This window comes from Brenneria izbisi (genome assembly GCF_025840185.1).
Lineage (GTDB): Bacteria > Pseudomonadota > Gammaproteobacteria > Enterobacterales > Enterobacteriaceae > Brenneria > Brenneria izbisi.
The window spans coordinates 42483-59062 of sequence record NZ_JAMPJU010000005.1 but is presented as its reverse complement, the minus strand read 5'-3'; the positions used below and the strand labels follow the sequence as shown (position 1 = coordinate 59062).

Sequence of the window (16580 nt, the reverse complement as noted above, 5' to 3'; positions counted from 1 at the left end):
TAAAGTTATTCTATATTCTATGTGTTGGAACTGTTTTTTTATTTAAATCTATTTTTGATCGAGGATGCATATTACTCATTGTGAAAACGAGTAAATTCTTCATTCTGTAGAATTCTATTTTCCCTCGTAGAAAATCTCTTAAATATATAAATATTGTACTTATTTTGGATTTTTTTTGATATTCATTCCTTATAAAAGATTTATAGTAAAATAATTCCATGATACGGAATGAGTTTTTTTTGTTGGCTATGTTAAACATTGCGAAGGAGTGATGGATTTTGTTTGAACAATAGATGTTAAGTGGGGTTCTATTGTCAATCATTATGTTTATTATTCTGAAGAAATCACTATCGATGCCATAAAATGCTAATCTTTCTTCAAAGACATAACCTCTAAATGACATAATCTTGTCAATGCCGTTTTGAGATAGAGCCAGGCCAGACATAACAGAATCTATTTTTATGTCTACTTTACCTTCATCTATCATGATATTTATATCCCCGTAGATATGGGGATCTGTCTGTATATTAACACCATTTTTTTCTGCAAATATGATGGGGGAAATAATGTCTGCATCGTGATACAATGCTATATTTGTGTAATAATTTTTGGGTAAATGAGAGTCCTGATCCAGAATGGTAATAAATTCAAATTTTTCATTTTTAATAAAAAAGTTGTAAATTTTTGATAGGGATAAATTTTGGGTGTTCTGATAAATTCTTACCCCTATTCCTTTTTTTTGGCATATTGAAAAAAACTCTGATATATCATCTTCATTTAACAGTGATGGGCCATTATTCCAAATACAAAGATCTAGTTCTATATTTTCAAGTTCACATTTAGAAATATCATTCAGTGTGTCAGAGTTTTTTAGTGAAGAGTTGTAAATTATTACAATGGAGGTTATTTTCATATTATTAATGCCGAAATTTTTACTGTGAAATTGTGTTTAATCATTTCTCTATAGTATGTTTTATTCTACTAATGAGCCCCTTTATGAACATTCCTTTTTTAAATTCATGTTTTGACTTTTTCTTCCATTGAATAGGGCTTATGGGACCAACAAGTGGCATATCGGACCAGGTTGACATATTATAGGCTTTACTGAAATAGGCTGTTGATGGATATTGCCCCCACTCATTCCATGGTTTTGTGGTGCCGACATAGTGAATGAGAATAGATTCAGCATTAATCAGGTATTTATATTGCTGATGTGATTTATCACTCAATTCACTCTTGATACTGTATATGCAGTTGAATTTTCGAGGAAGAAGATATGTTTGATGAATTAATAATACATTCAAAGCATCTTGATCGGGATATTTCAGATGTGAATTATCTAATATAAATGAAATTGTTTTTGATGTTAGTTGCTTTTGATTCCATTTTTTTAGATTTACTAACATAACTCCTGAATTAAAATATACATCTTCTAGTTCAGGGCAGTTTAATCTTTCTACCGCTTTAGGATGCATTTCTTTTATATCTGGAACAACGGCGCATACATGGTCAATTAAGTCCAATTTTGCAAGATCGTCAAGATTTCCTTTACAGATTATATCGGCATCGAGGTATAGTAACTTATTGATATCTTTACCAAGATAATCAAAAGCGATAAGCCGGTAATAAGCAGAATAAGGCCAGTTGGTTACTGGGAGTTTCTCTAAGGGAGAGTTGTCAATATGATATATAATAATATCGATATGAAATTTTTCTGCCATCTTTTCAAATCGAGAGACGATTTCGGCGTCAATGAAATCGATAAAAAAATGTAGAGAAATAGACAGATCGTTATTTATTATTACTGATGTGGCGGAAATAGCTGCACCAAATAAAAAATTTTTATCAATGCCATATGCAATATGTAATGATTCTTTATTTGAATTTTTTTCAGGCGCTCTATATAGTTCTATTTTTTGTTTGATGATGTTTTCGTTAAAGTACATATATGTTTTGGCTGTGGATAATTAAAGGATCTTCCTTAAAAAGTAAGATACATAACTTTTTAAGCCCAAAAATAATTTACCATTGTGTAATTGATGTTTTGCACTATAGCGCAACTGGCTTGCTGAGTGCGCCTTAAGCAATTTTGAATCACACCACGGCGAGTTTTTCTTCGCCGTGAGAAAATAATTAGAACATTTATAATAACGAGCCCATTCATGCCATGGTTTGGTCGGGCCAATATAGTGAACAAGAATGCTATCTTGTGTAATAGGAATAATGTGATTTTTTGTTTTTTTTAGCTCGTAATTTATACTGTATTGTGTATTATACGCTTTACTTAAGAAAATGACCCGTTCAACAAAAAGTATATTTAATATATCCTGATCAAGAAATGATATCTTTTCCTTGACCTCATCTTTAGCAAGGAGTTCCATTGCAGAGCGGCTAATATCTTCATGTCCCCATTGTGTGATATTTATCAGTAAAAAGCCCGCGTTAAAATAACCATTACTGATCTTATGATCACCTAATGCGATAGCTCTTTTATCCCACCACTCTTTTTCACCTTCAGATACAACTGCTGCGAGATGATGCTCTAGATTTATTTTTTGCAAGGCTCGCAAACTACCTTTGCAGATTATATCTGCATCTAAATATAAAACAATATTCAGGCTCTTATAGAAAAAATCAGCGATAATGAATCTAAAATAGGTCGCGTATGACCAATTTTTTGTACTAGGTAATTGTTTTAATTCTTCGCAATTTATAATATAAATAATTATCTGTGTATTATATTGTTGGCATAGATCTTGGAATTCATTGATGTCTTGTGGTGAAAAGAAATCCGTAAAGATATGAAATGTAAATTTCATATCTTTATTGTGTAATAAAATAGAAGCGATAGACACGCCACAACCGAATATGAAATTTTTATCAATTCCGAAGGCAATGTTGAAGGTATCATTTTCAGGAGTGAGCGAATGATTATTATTCAGCGTTAATATTTTATTAATAACAGCTTCTTTATCAAAATACATTTTTCCGCCGATTTTATTTTTTGAGTGAATGATTTTTTTCTAAAACTAAATTTATTTTTTCAATGAAGTTGATATAATAATTTTTATCATAGAAGTTATAAATTGATTTTTTAATTTTTTCAGTGTCAGGCAAAGGCTTGTCTTGAATGAGAGAAAATAATATCTTTTGTAATGCTGATAAATCACCGGGAGGGTAGAGTTGTCCGTTAATTCCATTCCTGATGATATCCCCTGGCCCGGACGGGCAGTCACTGCTGACGCAATAAATGCCATACGACATTGCTTCAACCAACACCATGCCAAAACCTTCAAAGGAAGAGGTTAAAAGTAATGCACTGACAGAGGGGATATTTTCTTGTATATATCCCCAAGGATCTGCCTGCCATCCATGCCAGTGGACACGATCGCTTATCCCTTGTTCTCTGGCGTAATCTTGACAGATTGCCGCATCAGAACCATCGCCGATAAAATGGCACTCCCACTTGCCTCTCAGACCCGAAAGCGCATCAAGCATGTCTTTTAGACGCTTCTGGCCTTCAAACTTAAGACGTCCGACATAGATAAAGACGGTGTTTTCTGTACCGGCAGGGTGAGGGATCACGGTACTTTGCGGCGTCACCGGATTAAAAACTACGGAGATTCGTTCTGCTGGCACGCTACGGTTTATTAACTGCTGTTTAATTCCGGAGCTAATGGCAAGGTGATAATCAGCGTAAAGCACTTGCTCCGCGTGTTTTTTATGATCGAGTGAATAATGCATCCACGAGAGAAGCGGGATGGATTTCTGGCTACGCTGAATAGCTTGCGCAGCAATGCGGCAGGAAAGCGAGTCGAAAGCGATCACAACATCTGGCTTATTTTGCTTAATATAACGGGCCAGTGCGAAAATATGGCTGAGTCGCCTCAGGAAAGAAATTTTGATCCCTGAACGATGACAGACATTATGTTTTCCCTGTAACCAGGTTTTATCCATACGATCATCGCGGCAGAGAAAGTATAGGGTGTAAGCATGTTGTGCTTCGCTATCGCTTGCTAAAAAACCGGTCACTTTCTTAAGGACGGTTTCAATACCACCGAATCCAGAAACGGCTTCACCAACAAAGAGTATATTCATAAAATTAATCTAGGCGTGAATTACAATGCCTTGCGTTCCGTTCTTTCGCGTATTTTTTCTGCCCTAATACGAGCTTCCTGGAACAAAGGCTGTTCTTGTTGAAGAGTGGAACGCAATGACCGACGGTCAAAGTAGATCGTTAAGAACCAAAGTAGATCGTTTTTGGTTAAACCGATATCAAGTGACGAAAAATAAAGGCCGATAAGATCTTTGTTACGCCAACGTAGTGGAACTTTGCGGCGAATTTGCGCCCGATGTAAATCAATCACCGAAATTTTCAGTTGAGTATCCGTTGGCTGATAAGGAAGATGCAGCAAAAAATGACAAATATAACAGTCCCGGTGATTAACTCCGCCAGCATGCATCTTTCTAACCATCTCAGCGACCCGCTTAATGAGACGTCGTTTTTCTTTTACTGAAGGCGGTTTTTCCAGCCAGGCGGCGCAATAATCTTCCAGACTAATTGTCGGACTCAGGTCTTCGGTGATGATGAACGATTCCCGCTGCAACGGGTTTAGCCCGCGTTGACCAAACCCTGCGCCGATCATGGTATCGACGCCAAGCGATTGCAGACGGTGAATGGCATACCATTCACGATCGGCGCCCAGCACGGGAAGGCGCAATGAAAGCAAGTTTTTCAACGCTTCTTTCAGTGTGGTGCCGCGGTGTATTTTGATGAACCAGGAGCGTCCGGCCAATGTGAAGCGGAGAGTTTTACGGTTTTCCAATGCACGGAAAACATCACCGTCCAGTTTTTTTATTTCTTCAAATGGATCACGATCTTTCCATTGCGACGTAAACGGTTCTTTTAGTTCAATCATGCTATTCATTCACTCATGACCGCCTGAAATCAACATTGCTGCTTTCTCCGGCAAGCTGTATAAATCTTCGGTATCCGCGAAATGGCGGGCGTTTATCGACCAGTTTTGTAATATATCTGGCTGGCCCAGCGCCTCTCGCAAGACAGTATTTAATGACGCCTGACTAAAAGGCGAGGGGATGACGCACCCAGCCTGAGCCTTGCTGATATAAGGGGCATAGCCACACACATCGGTGACAATCACCGGTAATCCGGCGGTAATCGCTTCCAGTAGCACGATCCCCGCAGCCTCCTGATAGGCTGGATGTATCAGTAGATCGGCGGCAGTCATAAAGGCTGGAATATCATCGCGTCCTGAGAAAAAGCGGACATTTTCGCCAACACCTGACTGGTCGGCCAGCGACTGATAGCGTGCAGGTTTATCCTGCCCGACAATCAGAAAAACCAGCTTCTGGCGTAACATATCCGGCAGGCTGGCGATAGCTTGAATGCTGCGCTCCACACCTTTACGTTTAAAATCAGAACCAACCTGAAGCAAAACAATCGCGTTATCATCAATGCCTTGCGCATGCCGAAATGTCTGTCGGGCCTCAGGCGCTTGACGATCGTATTTTCTGTCGAGAGAGATGCCCGGCGGCAGAATAAAAAAGCGCTCGTCTTGCGTACCATAGTGTTTTTTAAAATCTGAAATCTGACGCGGCGTCAGCATCAGCATTTTTGTGTGGCTATTGCGTTCGAACACCGCTTTTTCAAAGAGGGCATAGTGCTTGTAACGAGGCGTTAAACGATAGAAAAAGCCTTTTTCTTGCGCCACTTTCTCTGCATAGCAAACATCGGCCGCATAGTAGAAATCCAGCCCCGGCATTTTATTAAAACCAACAACGCAATTGACAGGGTTGTGTTGAAGATGACGCTGAACCCACTCCGCATAGCGTTGGTTACGAAGATGATTACTCATGCCGGACACAGGAACATGAATAATCTCAAGATTGTTCGGTTTTTCACCTTGCCATGACGACACATAAACACGAACATGATGCCCTTGCTTTATACATGCTTGAGAAATACTGAAAAAGTCACGCTGTAGTCCGCCAAAGGGAAAATATTTATACAGGCAGATTGCGATGTTCATCGGCAATTCCTTCTTTTCCGTCAGAGAGTGGCGGGCGACTGTCGTGGTCTGCCAACAGGTTCTCTGCGGCCTGAATCACGTCCTTAGCGGGGATACAGGAGAGATATTTCTGGTTTCTGTCAAGATGGCGTCTCTCCGGCATGGTTTGATAGTCTCCGGCCCAGATGACAGTACTGTTATCTGACCAGGGACGCCATTTCTTATGGTCTGTCGGACCGAACAGACACACTGTCGGCGTGTTTAGCGCTGCAGCCATGTGCATGGGCGCTGAATCGACACCAATATAAAGGGCCGCTTTGTCAATTAACGCAGCCAATTCCAGAAAGCTGGTCTGGCCTGCGAAAGTGATATCTGGCTTGTGTTTGCACTGGGTATGAATGTCGTGGATCATGTCGAGATCGTTTTGCGAAGGGCCGCAGGTCAGTACGACTTCCAATCTCTTTTCTTTAAAATGATCAATTACCTGGGATAACTTATCGTTATCCCAGCATTTGAAAAGCTGTCTGGCCGTCGGCTGAATCACGATATATCGCTGTTCCAGAAGATGCGGGTGGGAACTGAAAACATGCTCGGCATCTTCCGGGCCGTAATAAAGCGACATTCGGTCTTTCTGTTGCGTCACAGGTAGATCCAGCGGCGCGAGTATTGAACGATTTTGTTCGATGACATGTTCCCCCTGTGGGATCACACACTCACTGAATAGCGAACGCCAACATCTGCCTTTATTATGACTGCCGCGAGCCAGGGCGATACTTTGACTGCCCAATGATTTGATTAATAGTGCTATGGGCCACTGGTCGGCCAGATTGATGATCAAATCATAATGGTTATGCTTGAGGATTTTCCGTATCCGATGAAAATCTTTTATTTTTTCCCACAAGGTCGCCGTTTTTCTTTTCAAGCCATAGAGACAATGAATGTCTGGATTTTTCGAGAGAATGGGACATGTATCTTCGTATAACAGAACATCGATCCTGGCATCATGATAATGAGTTTTTAATGTGCTGATGAGCGGTGTTGTAAGGAGCATGTCACCGTGAAAGCGCAGTTTCACAACCAGAATTCGATGATAGGGAAGGGCTTGTTGACTCACTCGCTTTCCTCATATAAACGCTAATGACTTGAATGAGGCAACGCTACCGCCCCTGGCTCAACAGCTACCAGTGGACTGCGTTATACAAGGCAATTTGCGCCCAGTACATGGCGTGCCATTTTATGCCGCTATGGTACTAAAACCCACTAGGCTCTCACAGAGAAAATTATGATTATCCCGTCATCTGATATAAGGCGCAGGCGGGCTGGCTTATGGACTCCGTACTGCTTAACCGTACTTCAGCCATTTGCCGGTTAATGTTGTACCAAGGCAAAATGTTATGAGCCAGGCTATGAGCATATCTCGTGAATACAGAATCACGTCGCTGAGTCCATACATCAACAGGGCAAACAGAAGCGCGGCCAATAAATGACTGCGTAGAATGAAAAAAGAGAAATAGAGCAATGCCGCATATAAAATCACCACGAATAGAACGCCAGGTAATCCTTTGAGTGAAAATGCATCAATTAATTCATTATGCAGATGGACGTTTAAATATTCTACCGCGCCGCTTAAAACGGGTTTTTGCTCAGCTAACATGATAATTCGTTCTGAGCGCTGTTCGGCGGATTGCCCCATAAGGGCCTTTTCTCCGGCCACCATGCCTGATTGATACATGGCTAGACGAGCACCCACTGAAGTCTTGCTATTGTTCATGCTGTAGTTGCGGATATCGTTTAGCAGGTCGTTGGTGCGTTTATTTATGGTGTCATGAAACAGCAGCGTACATAACAGGATAGTCATGACAGAACCCAGGAGGGCCTTGAATAACAGCTGCTTATCGTGGCGCACTTCTGATAAGAGGATCATGGCGCCGACAATGGGGTAGACAAAAATGGCCGCCCGCGTTTCTGTCAAAATGATCGCAATGGTGACAAGTAGGAAGTGAACCAGATAGAGATAATATTTATAACGTGAGTTGAACTTGAGCAGCGCCTGAGCACTGATTGCGCCAACAAATGTCATGAAATAAGCGGCGCTGGTTGCTGTGCCAAAGACAAGACTTATACGATGTGAACTGCCTAATAAGGACTGATAAAAGGAGTAACCTAATGTCAGAGCGCAGATCGCCATGATGCAGGAAAGTTGAAATTTTTGCTTTTTCTGAGCGACATGCAGTATCGCGAGCAAGATAAATGCGCCGAGAATACTGGCGTGGGCAGACGTTTGATATGCGTTATAAACATAGGGAAAGAGACTATCTGGCTGATAGTATTGGTGATACCAGATAAGGTTGGTTAGGCCGATAGCCAACAAACATAGCGGGATCACCAGAAGTTGTTTTGCCGCCACAATGGTTTTCAGGTGCGTCATCACGTAAAAAACGGCAAATGATCCGGTTAAATAGAAAAGCCATCCCGCAATAACGGTACTAAATGGCATAATCCCTAATGTCAGTAAACAACCGGGAAATAAGGCATAAAGAGCGAGCGTAGTGCTGATACCGGAAGGTTTTTCCAGATCATATCTTAATTCATTGATCATGCTATTTATTCAAATAATGGGAGAGCGGAATTACTCGCCGGATGCCCCTAATTCTACCATCTGCTCCAATTTCCGCTGGACTTCTCCAGCGGTAATCGTTGCCATTTGCTGATTTTCGGACAGTTCCGCCACCTGATTTAATCCGTATCCCCCAATTAATCCCGGATCGGTGGGGCCGTATAAGGTGAGGTTAGGACGATCCAGCGCCGCGGTTAAGTGACTCAGGCCCGTATCGACGGATACGACGGCTTTCGCGCCGGCCAGCACGTTCGCGATCTGTTGCAGGGGCAGACGCGGCAATACCTCGACATGGGAAAAACCTTCCGCCAGACGCAATGCTCGCTGATGTTCGTGCGTTGCTCCCCACGGAAGTTTGATCTTGAGTCCGCTGGGCTGCAACAGAGAAATCAGTTCGCGCCAGTGCGATTCCGGCCAATGCTTTTCATTGCGCGTGGTGGCGTGCAGAAAAACCAGATATTGATTGGCGTCCGCGGGTAACTGGGAAAGAAAACGCGCTGCAATCGCGTAATCGCCGCGTTCGGTCGGTTTTTTATAATGCAGGCTGGCGGCGAAGAGTTCCCGCACGCGTTCGACGGCATGCAACTGGCGGCTGACGTTGTGACGATAGTTATAGAACCAGCTTGCCAGGGGTTCACGGGCGCTTTTGTAGTCCAGACCGTGTTTTTTTCCGCGAGCAACTCGCGTTATCAAGGCGGCGCTTTTAATCAGTCCTTGAGCGTCGATTACCGCATCATAGCGATATTCACATAGTTGTTGTTTGAAATGCGCGCGTTCACGACGTGTTGATGGGCTGAACCAGCTTTTTCGCCAGCGTCGGATAGCAACCGGGATGACGCGAGACACCGCCGGGTGCCAGCCGGGGATCTGGGCAAACCCTTCCTCCACCACCCAGTCGAACTGGATGCCGGGGATGGTAAGCATAGTGTCCGTCAAGGCCGGTAATGTATGAAGTACGTCTCCCATGGAAGATGTTTTGACGATCAACACCCTCATGCATTTTCTCCCGGTGTCGGTAGGTATTTTTCCAGCGCGGTGAGAACACGTTCGGGCTGAATATCGATAAGGCTTTGATGGTATCCCTGTTCCGCCTCTCCCTTGCGCACACGGTGATAACCGCTAATCAGGCGAATAACTTGCGCCTGAGCCGATAAAGGAGGGGTAAAGTCCGGGCTGCTTGGTCCGTAAAGCGCCACTAACGGACGATTGAGCGCGGCAGCGACGTGCATCAATCCTGAATCATTACTGACTACCGCGTGACAGGCGGCAATGAGTACGACCGCCTGTTCCAGTGAGGTTTGTCCGGCCAGATTAGCGCAATATTGCCGCGCCTCTTCCGTCAGCGCCTGAAGGATATCGTCACCTGCGGGACGATCTTTGACCGAGCCGAACAAGGCAACCTGATAACCTCTTTCGATCAGCGCTTGCGCGAGTGCGGCATAGTGATAATGCGGCCAACGTTTGGCGGGGCCGAATTCCGCGCCAGGACAAAAGCCAATCAACGGCCGGACATCAGTCAGGTGGAAAGTTGACGTCATGTCGCTGATTTCCACCTGATTCACCTGTAGTTGCGGCCATAATAAAGGCTGCGGCAAATCCTGCGCGCTATGAATACGGCTGCGGTCAAAGGCCAGAGCGACATAACGTTGCACCATCAACGGGAACGCGGTTTTGTCGAGTACCCGCAGATCATTGAGCAGACCGTAACGCATTTCCCCGCGCCACCCGACACGATGCGGGATATTGGCGAAAAAAGGCACCAGCGCGGATTTAAACGAGTTGGGCAATACGTAAGCGCGATCGTAATGCGCATCACGCAGCGAGAAACCAAGACGGCGACGTTCGCCTAGCGCCAGCGCGCCGTGTCCCAGCGGCATGGCCAGCGCCTGATTGACTTCCGGCATGCGGGCCAGCAGCGGACGACACCAGGCTGGCGCCATTACGTCAATGACCGCTTCTGGATGTTCAGCCTTTAGCGTGCGATAAAGGCTGTGCGACATCATCATATCGCCTACCCATGAAGGGCCGATGACCAAAATTTTCATACCGCTTATCTGTTCCTTGTCCGATTAAACGGTACGATTCAACCAGGCCATGTATTCAGCAACACCTTCGGCAACGGTTTTAAACGGCTTGTCATAGCCTGCTGCACGGAGATTGGTCAAGTCTGCCTGAGTATACGCCTGATAGCGTCCTTTCAGTTTTTCCGGGAATTCGATGTATTCCACGCTGCCTTTTTTGTGGAAGGCCAATGTCGCATCGGCAACGGCCTGGAAAGATTCCGCGCGGCCAGTACCGCAGTTGAAAATACCGGAGACGCCGTTTTGCCAGAACCACAGATTGACGGCGGCGACATCGCCGACATAGATAAAATCACGTTTGAAGTTTTCGCTGCCGGAGAACAGTTTGGGATTTTCACCTTGATTAATCTGCTTATTCAGATGAAACGCGACGCTCGCCATGCTGCCTTTATGACCTTCACGCGGGCCGTAAACGTTGAAATAACGGAAGCCGCAAATCTGTGATTCCGCATGCGGCAGAATTTCACGCACGTATTGATCGAACAGGAACTTGGAATAGCCATAGACGTTCAGCGGCTGCTCGTACTGACGCGTTTCGATAAAGTTGTCGTTACGGCCGCCATAAGTTGCGGCGGAAGAGGCATACAGGAAGGGAATGCTGCGATCGAGGCAGTAGTGCAGGACATCTTTCGAGTATTGATAATTGTTGTCCATCATATACTTGCCATCCCACTCGGTTGTGGAGGAGCAAGCGCCCTCATGGAACACGGCATCAATATCACCCAGATCATCGCCCGCGACGATACTGGCGATGAAATCTTCTTTGTCCATGTAATCAGCGATATTCAGATCCGCCAGGTTGACGAATTTCGTACCGTCTTTCAGGTTATCCACCACCAAAATATCCCGATGGCCAAGGTCATTCAGCGCTTTTACGATATTGCTGCCAATGAAACCGGCACCGCCAGTAACGATAATCATGGGATCTGCCCTTGTTAATCTTGCGGGTGAGGCACCACGCCCCACTCATGTCTATGACCGCTATAATAGCATTTCATTTTACGGCAAGCAGCCTGGTGTTGCGTTATCCCCAAATTCTACGTCTGCGTTCGGCATCAAACACAGTTCGGCAAACCGCGACGCCTCTTTTTCACCGCTTTTATCGTACCTATCGCACCGCTTTACCGCCCGGTTTCGGGCGTGTCCGGTGTCACCCAGGTCTGCCAACGACGTTTGATGAACGTCACCGCGGCGCTTTCGCGAATGCTGCTGCTGACCAGTTTGAAGATGACATCATTCTTCACCGGCTCCGGCGGTTGTTTCGCCAGACATTGTGGTATGCCCCGGAACGGGTTACGCGGTTTGACCGGCTTCTGCGTTTCTGACGGAGGCACCGGCGCATAATATTGGGTTGGTTCGTTCAGTAACTGGCTGGGGCGCACCAAAACGATATCTGACGCCAGCGTCGGCAGCATTTGTTGCAACACCTTGATAGTGGCGGGATGCGGATGGCCAATGGCGATGGTGGAACCGTTGCGCCTGGCCATCTGCACGGCGCGGTTGAACTGGTTGCGAATATCGGCTTCATTTTGCGTGTCATCCAGAAACACTCTGCGCTTGATGACTTTGACGCCGGTTCCGGCGGCAGCTTGACGGGCTTTGCTGCTGCCGATCGTCATGCTGTCGAGAAAATAGAGCTCATAGGCGCTCAGCGCCTGCATCACTTTCTGCATACCCGGCAGGCTGGCGGTCATCGCGCTGCCCATATGATTATTCAACCCTACCGCGTGAGGCACATTGTTGACCGACTGGCGGATAATGCGCTGGATCTCTTCGCTGCTCATATCCGGGCGCAGCGTGTCGCGCTCCAGCGGCTGTTTGCTCATGGGCGCCATAGGCTGATGAATCAGGACTTCGCGCCCCTGATTGTGCGCTTTGGCGGCCATTTCCCTGGCATAAGGCGCATTAGGCAAGACGGCGATCGAAATGGCTGTCGGCATCGCCAGAATCTGATTTTCATTATGGGGGCGATAACCGAAGTCATCGATAACGATAGCGAGCTTCCCGGCGAGTGCGAAGGGCGCGAATGTCAGCAGGCCAAGCGCGTAAAGATATTTAGATATTGAATAAGACAAGACTACCTTCCCAGCCAAGGTTGTGGATTAACCGCCTGACCCTGGCGGCGAATTTCAAAGTAAAGCGCGGGCTGGCTTTGTCCGCCACTGGTGCCGACGAGGGCAATGGGCTGACCGGCTTTCACCTGGGCGCCAACGGATACCAGCGCGCTTTGATTGTAACCGTACAAGCTCATATCGCCTTTACCATGCTGGACGACCACCACCAGACCATAGCCTTGCAGCCAGTCGGCCATCAGGACGGTGCCGTCGGCGATGGCTTTGACTTCCGTGCCTTCCGGCGCGGCGATCACCAGCCCTTTCCAGCGAAGTTCGCCTTGCAGCGGTTCGCCAAAGCGATGTTCGATACTGCCGCGTACCGGCCAAACGGCCTGTCCTGACGGACGACCAAGACCGCCGGTGCGCGCCATCAGCGAGCGCTCATTTTCCGTGGGTTTGTAGCTGCCGCCTCTGCGTTTGGCTTGCTCCGCTTTCTCTCGCACTTTTGCGGCTTCACGGGCTTCACGTTCGGCTCGCGCTTTCGCTTCGCGTTCCGCGCGGGCGATTTGATTGCGCAGGCGTGCTTCATTCTGACGCAGTTCCGTCAGTTGTTGCTGATCTTTTTCCAGCGAGCTTTCGAGCGTTGAGAGAGTTTTCTTTCGTTCGGACCGGGCTTGTTCCAGCGCCTGTTGCTGTTGTTGCCGATCGTTCAACAGCGTTTTTTGTTGCGTTTGTTTCTGTTCCAGTCGCTTGCGCTGACTGGCAAGCTCGGCGCTTGTTTGCCGCAACTCGGTGATGGATTTCTGACGCGCCTCGTTCAGATAGCCGAAATAGGCCAGAATGCGTTCGCTGCGTTGGCTTTCCTCGCTGCTCAGAATTAGTTGCAACGCGCTGTGTTGCCCTTGACGGAACGCCGCGTCAAGCTGGCGGGAAAGGATACGCTGTTGTTCGTTCTGCTGGGCCTGTAATCGGGATATGGAGGCGTTTAGTGCGCTCATTTCTTTGTCTAATGCAGACAGGGTATTGCGCGTTTCATGCAATTGGCGGCTGGACTGCGCGATGGACTGTTCCTGTTTTTTCAATTGCTGAAGCAAGGCGCCACGCTGTTTTTGTTGCACTTGAACGCGTTTTTCCTTCTCGGCGATATCCTGTTGCAACGTTTTCAACTGTTGCTGATTATCCGCCCCCTGGCTGACGCCGGGCAATAACAAAACGCCGACGCAAAGGGCGCAGGCGCATCGGGTGAACAGCTTATGTAACGCAGGTGAACGGCGACGGGCGCTACATGCCACTCTTGACTGAACAGATAACGCTTTTTTACTCATAACGACGGATTATTCCACGATGAACAGCGGCTTGCCAGTTGTCTCTTGCCGGATTTCTATTTCCAAGCGTGACTATGGTGGCACGGAATTGGCGCAACAGGTGCATCAATAATAGATAAATGGGAACGGATACGCATAGAATGGTTGAATTACACCAATGGCGCAGTGATTTTTACGTATTGCGCCGCAGATTCAGTTCGCTATCTTGGCTTACTGGCTGTAATTGCCGTATCACGCAGGTATACTCAGGAACCTTATATTTTATCGCTTAACTGATTCGGGAGTCGTTACACCCCATGCAAGAGATTATGTCATTTATCAGCAGGAACCCTATATTGAGCGTGGCCTGGGTTGCTCTGCTGATTGCCGTTATTGTGCTTACTGTGAAGAGTAAACTGTCTAAAGTGAAAGATGTGGTTCGCGGTGAAGCGATCCAGTTGATCAACAAGGAAGATGCCGTGGTTGTCGATATCCGCAATCGTGACGACTATCGCCGTGGTCATATCGCCAACGCGTTTAACCTGTTACCTAATGACATTAAAAATGGCAGCGTGGGCGAGTTGGAGAAACACAAATCCCAGCCGGTTATCGTGGTTTGCGCCAACGGGTTATCCTCGCGCGATGCGGCGAACAATCTGCTGAAAGCCGGGTTTGAACGGGTCGTGGTACTGAAAGACGGTCTGGCGGGCTGGAGCGGCGAAAACCTGCCTTTGGTGCGTGGAAAGTAAGTAAAAGGTTGGTGGCAAGCGCGGAGAAACCGCATGCGCCGTAAATTTTCGCCGCATGATCCGTTGGTCTGGCTGTCGCGCTAAGATAATGTAATGTGCGGGCGTCTGTTCCTCCAGTGACGATGGAACGCGTCAGGGAAATCTAACAAAAGGTATGAGTTAACATGTCTGAACAAAACAACACTGAAATGTCTTTCCAGATCCAACGTATTTATACCAAGGATATTTCTTTTGAAGCGCCGAACGCGCCCCAGGTGTTCCAGCAGGAGTGGCAACCGGAAGTTAAACTGGATTTGGATACCGCCTCCAGCCAACTGGCGGAAGATATCTATGAAGTGGTGCTGCGCGTGACGGTAACGGCTTCTCTGGGTGAGGAAACGGCGTTTCTGTGCGAAGTTCAGCAGGGCGGTATTTTTACCGTTGGCGGTATTGACGGTACTCAACTGGCGCACTGCCTGGGCGCATATTGCCCGAATATCCTGTTCCCTTATGCGCGTGAGTGCATTACCAGCCTGGTATCGCGCGGTACATTCCCGCAACTAAACCTGGCGCCGGTAAACTTTGATGCGCTGTTCATGAACTATTTGCAACAGCAGGCCGACGGCGAAGGCGCTGCAACGCATCAGGATGCCTGATGAACGTTTCTGACGCTTCCATGACAGTCATTGGTGCCGGTTCATACGGCACCGCGCTGGCCATTACGCTGGCGCGCAACGGTCATCGCGTGGTGCTCTGGGGTCACGACCCCAGACACGTTCAGGCTCTGCAAGCCGCTCGCTGCAATCAGGCATTCCTGCCTGATGTCTCATTTCCCCATTCGCTGGAACTGGAAACCGATCTGGCGCAGGCCTTGGCCGCAAGCAGAAATGTGCTGGTGGTGGTGCCCAGTCATGTGTTTGGCGACGTGTTGCATCAGATCAAACCTCATTTGCGTGCGGATGCCCGAATCGTCTGGGCGACCAAAGGGCTGGAGGCGGAAACCGGACGTTTGCTCCAGGATGTGGCGCGTGAAGCATTAGGCGAGCAAATTCCTCTCGCAGTGGTATCCGGCCCGACGTTCGCCAAAGAACTGGCGGCAGGTTTACCAACGGCGATTGCGTTGGCGGCAACGGACAGCGATTTTGCCGACGATCTCCAGCACCTGTTGCATTGTGGTAAAAGTTTTCGTGTATACAGCAACCCTGATTTTATCGGCGTACAGCTTGGCGGCGCGGTTAAAAACGTGATTGCTATTGGTGCGGGCATGTCCGACGGCATGGGGTTTGGCGCTAATGCGCGCACAGCATTGATCACGCGCGGTCTGGCTGAGATGACCCGGCTTGGCGTCGCCCTGGGCGCCGAACCTGCCACCTTTATGGGGATGGCAGGGCTGGGCGATCTGGTCCTGACTTGTACGGATAATCAGTCTCGCAACCGGCGGTTCGGCATGATGTTGGGGCAGGGCATGGATGTGCAGGCGGCGCAGGATAAAATTGGTCAGGTTGTGGAAGGATACCGTAACACCAAGGAAGTGTTGGCGTTAGCTCAGCGCCATGGCGTTGAAATGCCGATCACCGAACAGCTTTGGCAAGTTCTGTATTGCGGCAAGGATGCGCGTGAGGCCGCGTTAAGTCTGTTGGGACGCACGCGTAAAGACGAAAGCGCCCGATTATAAAAACCTCGTTTTCTACTGTGCCTCCTGATTCGGGGCCTCGTCGTATCTTTCGTTTTTTTGTATACGAATGGCATTGGCGATAATCATTTTAT

16 protein-coding genes are annotated in these 16580 nt (G+C 47.2%); 3 read left to right on the top strand and 13 right to left on the bottom strand.

The genetic code is table 11. The features are described from left to right. Positions 1 to 10: 10 nt before the first annotated feature. The 13 genes from NC856_RS08425 to envC all read right to left on the bottom strand — a co-directional run bounded on the left by NC856_RS08425 (position 11) and on the right by envC (position 14106). Entirely contained in the window at positions 11 to 913 is a 903-nt protein-coding gene (locus tag NC856_RS08425) for a hypothetical protein (RefSeq protein WP_264089988.1), read from the bottom strand. 40 nt (positions 914 to 953) lie between these two features. Next, positions 954 to 1946: a glycosyltransferase family 8 protein gene (locus NC856_RS08420; protein ID WP_264089987.1), complete on the bottom strand. Its 993-nt coding sequence runs from the start codon at positions 1944 to 1946 to the stop codon at positions 954 to 956. Between the two features lie 21 nt (positions 1947 to 1967). Further along, complete coding sequence (waaO, locus tag NC856_RS08415; RefSeq protein WP_264089986.1) at positions 1968 to 2984, bottom strand: lipopolysaccharide 3-alpha-galactosyltransferase; 1017 nt, start codon at positions 2982 to 2984, stop codon at positions 1968 to 1970. 13 nt (positions 2985 to 2997) lie between these two features. Next, positions 2998 to 4098, bottom strand: coding sequence for a lipopolysaccharide 1,6-galactosyltransferase (gene waaB / locus NC856_RS08410; RefSeq protein ID WP_264089985.1), 1101 nt, complete (start codon positions 4096 to 4098; stop codon positions 2998 to 3000). A 20-nt stretch (positions 4099 to 4118) separates the two neighbouring features. Next, complete coding sequence (gene rfaP, locus NC856_RS08405) at positions 4119 to 4919, bottom strand: lipopolysaccharide core heptose(I) kinase RfaP (RefSeq protein WP_264089984.1); 801 nt, start codon at positions 4917 to 4919, stop codon at positions 4119 to 4121. Between the two features lie 9 nt (positions 4920 to 4928). Then, positions 4929 to 6050 carry a glycosyltransferase family 4 protein gene (locus NC856_RS08400; protein ID WP_264089983.1) on the bottom strand — a complete coding sequence of 374 codons (1122 nt, stop codon included), beginning with the start codon at positions 6048 to 6050 and terminating at the stop codon, positions 4929 to 4931. Then, positions 6025 to 7143, bottom strand: a complete 1119-nt coding sequence (rfaQ, locus tag NC856_RS08395) for a lipopolysaccharide core heptosyltransferase RfaQ (RefSeq protein ID WP_264089982.1) — start codon at positions 7141 to 7143, stop codon at positions 6025 to 6027. The genes NC856_RS08400 and rfaQ overlap by 26 nt, the downstream gene beginning before the upstream one ends. 228 nt (positions 7144 to 7371) lie before the next feature. Beyond that, positions 7372 to 8628, bottom strand: coding sequence for an O-antigen ligase family protein (locus NC856_RS08390; RefSeq protein WP_264089980.1), 1257 nt, complete (start codon positions 8626 to 8628; stop codon positions 7372 to 7374). Positions 8629 to 8658: 30 nt separating this feature from the next. Beyond that, positions 8659 to 9642: a lipopolysaccharide heptosyltransferase RfaC gene (gene rfaC / locus NC856_RS08385; RefSeq protein ID WP_264089979.1), complete on the bottom strand. Its 984-nt coding sequence runs from the start codon at positions 9640 to 9642 to the stop codon at positions 8659 to 8661. Continuing rightward, positions 9639 to 10691, bottom strand: a complete 1053-nt coding sequence (gene rfaF / locus NC856_RS08380; RefSeq protein WP_264089978.1) for an ADP-heptose--LPS heptosyltransferase RfaF — start codon at positions 10689 to 10691, stop codon at positions 9639 to 9641. The genes rfaC and rfaF overlap by 4 nt, the downstream gene beginning before the upstream one ends. A 24-nt stretch (positions 10692 to 10715) precedes the next feature. Further along, a complete protein-coding gene (gene rfaD, locus NC856_RS08375; RefSeq protein WP_264089977.1) occupies positions 10716 to 11648 on the bottom strand; it encodes an ADP-glyceromanno-heptose 6-epimerase in 933 nt (310 codons plus the stop codon). 200 nt (positions 11649 to 11848) lie between these two features. Beyond that, positions 11849 to 12802 carry a divergent polysaccharide deacetylase family protein gene (locus NC856_RS08370; protein WP_404802318.1) on the bottom strand — a complete coding sequence of 318 codons (954 nt, stop codon included), beginning with the start codon at positions 12800 to 12802 and terminating at the stop codon, positions 11849 to 11851. Between the two features lie 2 nt (positions 12803 to 12804). After that, the gene (gene envC, locus NC856_RS08365) at positions 12805 to 14106 is read right to left on the bottom strand and encodes a murein hydrolase activator EnvC (RefSeq protein WP_264089975.1); all 1302 of its coding nucleotides are present in this window, start codon (positions 14104 to 14106) and stop codon (positions 12805 to 12807) included. 296 nt (positions 14107 to 14402) lie between these two features. Between envC and NC856_RS08360 the strand changes: the two genes are divergently transcribed. The 3 genes from NC856_RS08360 to gpsA all read left to right on the top strand — a co-directional run bounded on the left by NC856_RS08360 (position 14403) and on the right by gpsA (position 16488). Next, positions 14403 to 14834: a rhodanese-like domain-containing protein gene (locus NC856_RS08360; RefSeq protein ID WP_264089974.1), complete on the top strand. Its 432-nt coding sequence runs from the start codon at positions 14403 to 14405 to the stop codon at positions 14832 to 14834. Between the two features lie 164 nt (positions 14835 to 14998). Further along, positions 14999 to 15469: a protein-export chaperone SecB gene (gene secB / locus NC856_RS08355; RefSeq protein ID WP_264089973.1), complete on the top strand. Its 471-nt coding sequence runs from the start codon at positions 14999 to 15001 to the stop codon at positions 15467 to 15469. After that, positions 15469 to 16488 carry an NAD(P)H-dependent glycerol-3-phosphate dehydrogenase gene (gene gpsA, locus NC856_RS08350; protein ID WP_264089972.1) on the top strand — a complete coding sequence of 340 codons (1020 nt, stop codon included), beginning with the start codon at positions 15469 to 15471 and terminating at the stop codon, positions 16486 to 16488. Before secB ends, gpsA begins: the two co-directional genes overlap by 1 nt. The last annotated feature ends 92 nt before the right edge of the window (positions 16489 to 16580 follow it).

Coding starts and splice junctions, on each gene's coding strand:
- NC856_RS08425 (WP_264089988.1), bottom strand. CDS start 913: ATGAAAATAACCTCCATTGTAATAATTTACAACTCTTCACTAAAAAAC.
- NC856_RS08420 (WP_264089987.1), bottom strand. CDS start 1,946: ATGTACTTTAACGAAAACATCATCAAACAAAAAATAGAACTATATAGA.
- waaO (WP_264089986.1), bottom strand. CDS start 2,984: ATGTATTTTGATAAAGAAGCTGTTATTAATAAAATATTAACGCTGAAT.
- waaB (WP_264089985.1), bottom strand. CDS start 4,098: ATGAATATACTCTTTGTTGGTGAAGCCGTTTCTGGATTCGGTGGTATT.
- rfaP (WP_264089984.1), bottom strand. CDS start 4,919: ATGATTGAACTAAAAGAACCGTTTACGTCGCAATGGAAAGATCGTGAT.
- NC856_RS08400 (WP_264089983.1), bottom strand. CDS start 6,050: ATGAACATCGCAATCTGCCTGTATAAATATTTTCCCTTTGGCGGACTA.
- NC856_RS08390 (WP_264089980.1), bottom strand. CDS start 8,628: ATGATCAATGAATTAAGATATGATCTGGAAAAACCTTCCGGTATCAGC.
- rfaC (WP_264089979.1), bottom strand. CDS start 9,642: ATGAGGGTGTTGATCGTCAAAACATCTTCCATGGGAGACGTACTTCAT.
- rfaF (WP_264089978.1), bottom strand. CDS start 10,691: ATGAAAATTTTGGTCATCGGCCCTTCATGGGTAGGCGATATGATGATG.
- rfaD (WP_264089977.1), bottom strand. CDS start 11,648: ATGATTATCGTTACTGGCGGTGCCGGTTTCATTGGCAGCAATATCGTA.
- envC (WP_264089975.1), bottom strand. CDS start 14,106: ATGAGTAAAAAAGCGTTATCTGTTCAGTCAAGAGTGGCATGTAGCGCC.
- NC856_RS08360 (WP_264089974.1), top strand. CDS start 14,403: ATGCAAGAGATTATGTCATTTATCAGCAGGAACCCTATATTGAGCGTG.
- secB (WP_264089973.1), top strand. CDS start 14,999: ATGTCTGAACAAAACAACACTGAAATGTCTTTCCAGATCCAACGTATT.
- gpsA (WP_264089972.1), top strand. CDS start 15,469: ATGAACGTTTCTGACGCTTCCATGACAGTCATTGGTGCCGGTTCATAC.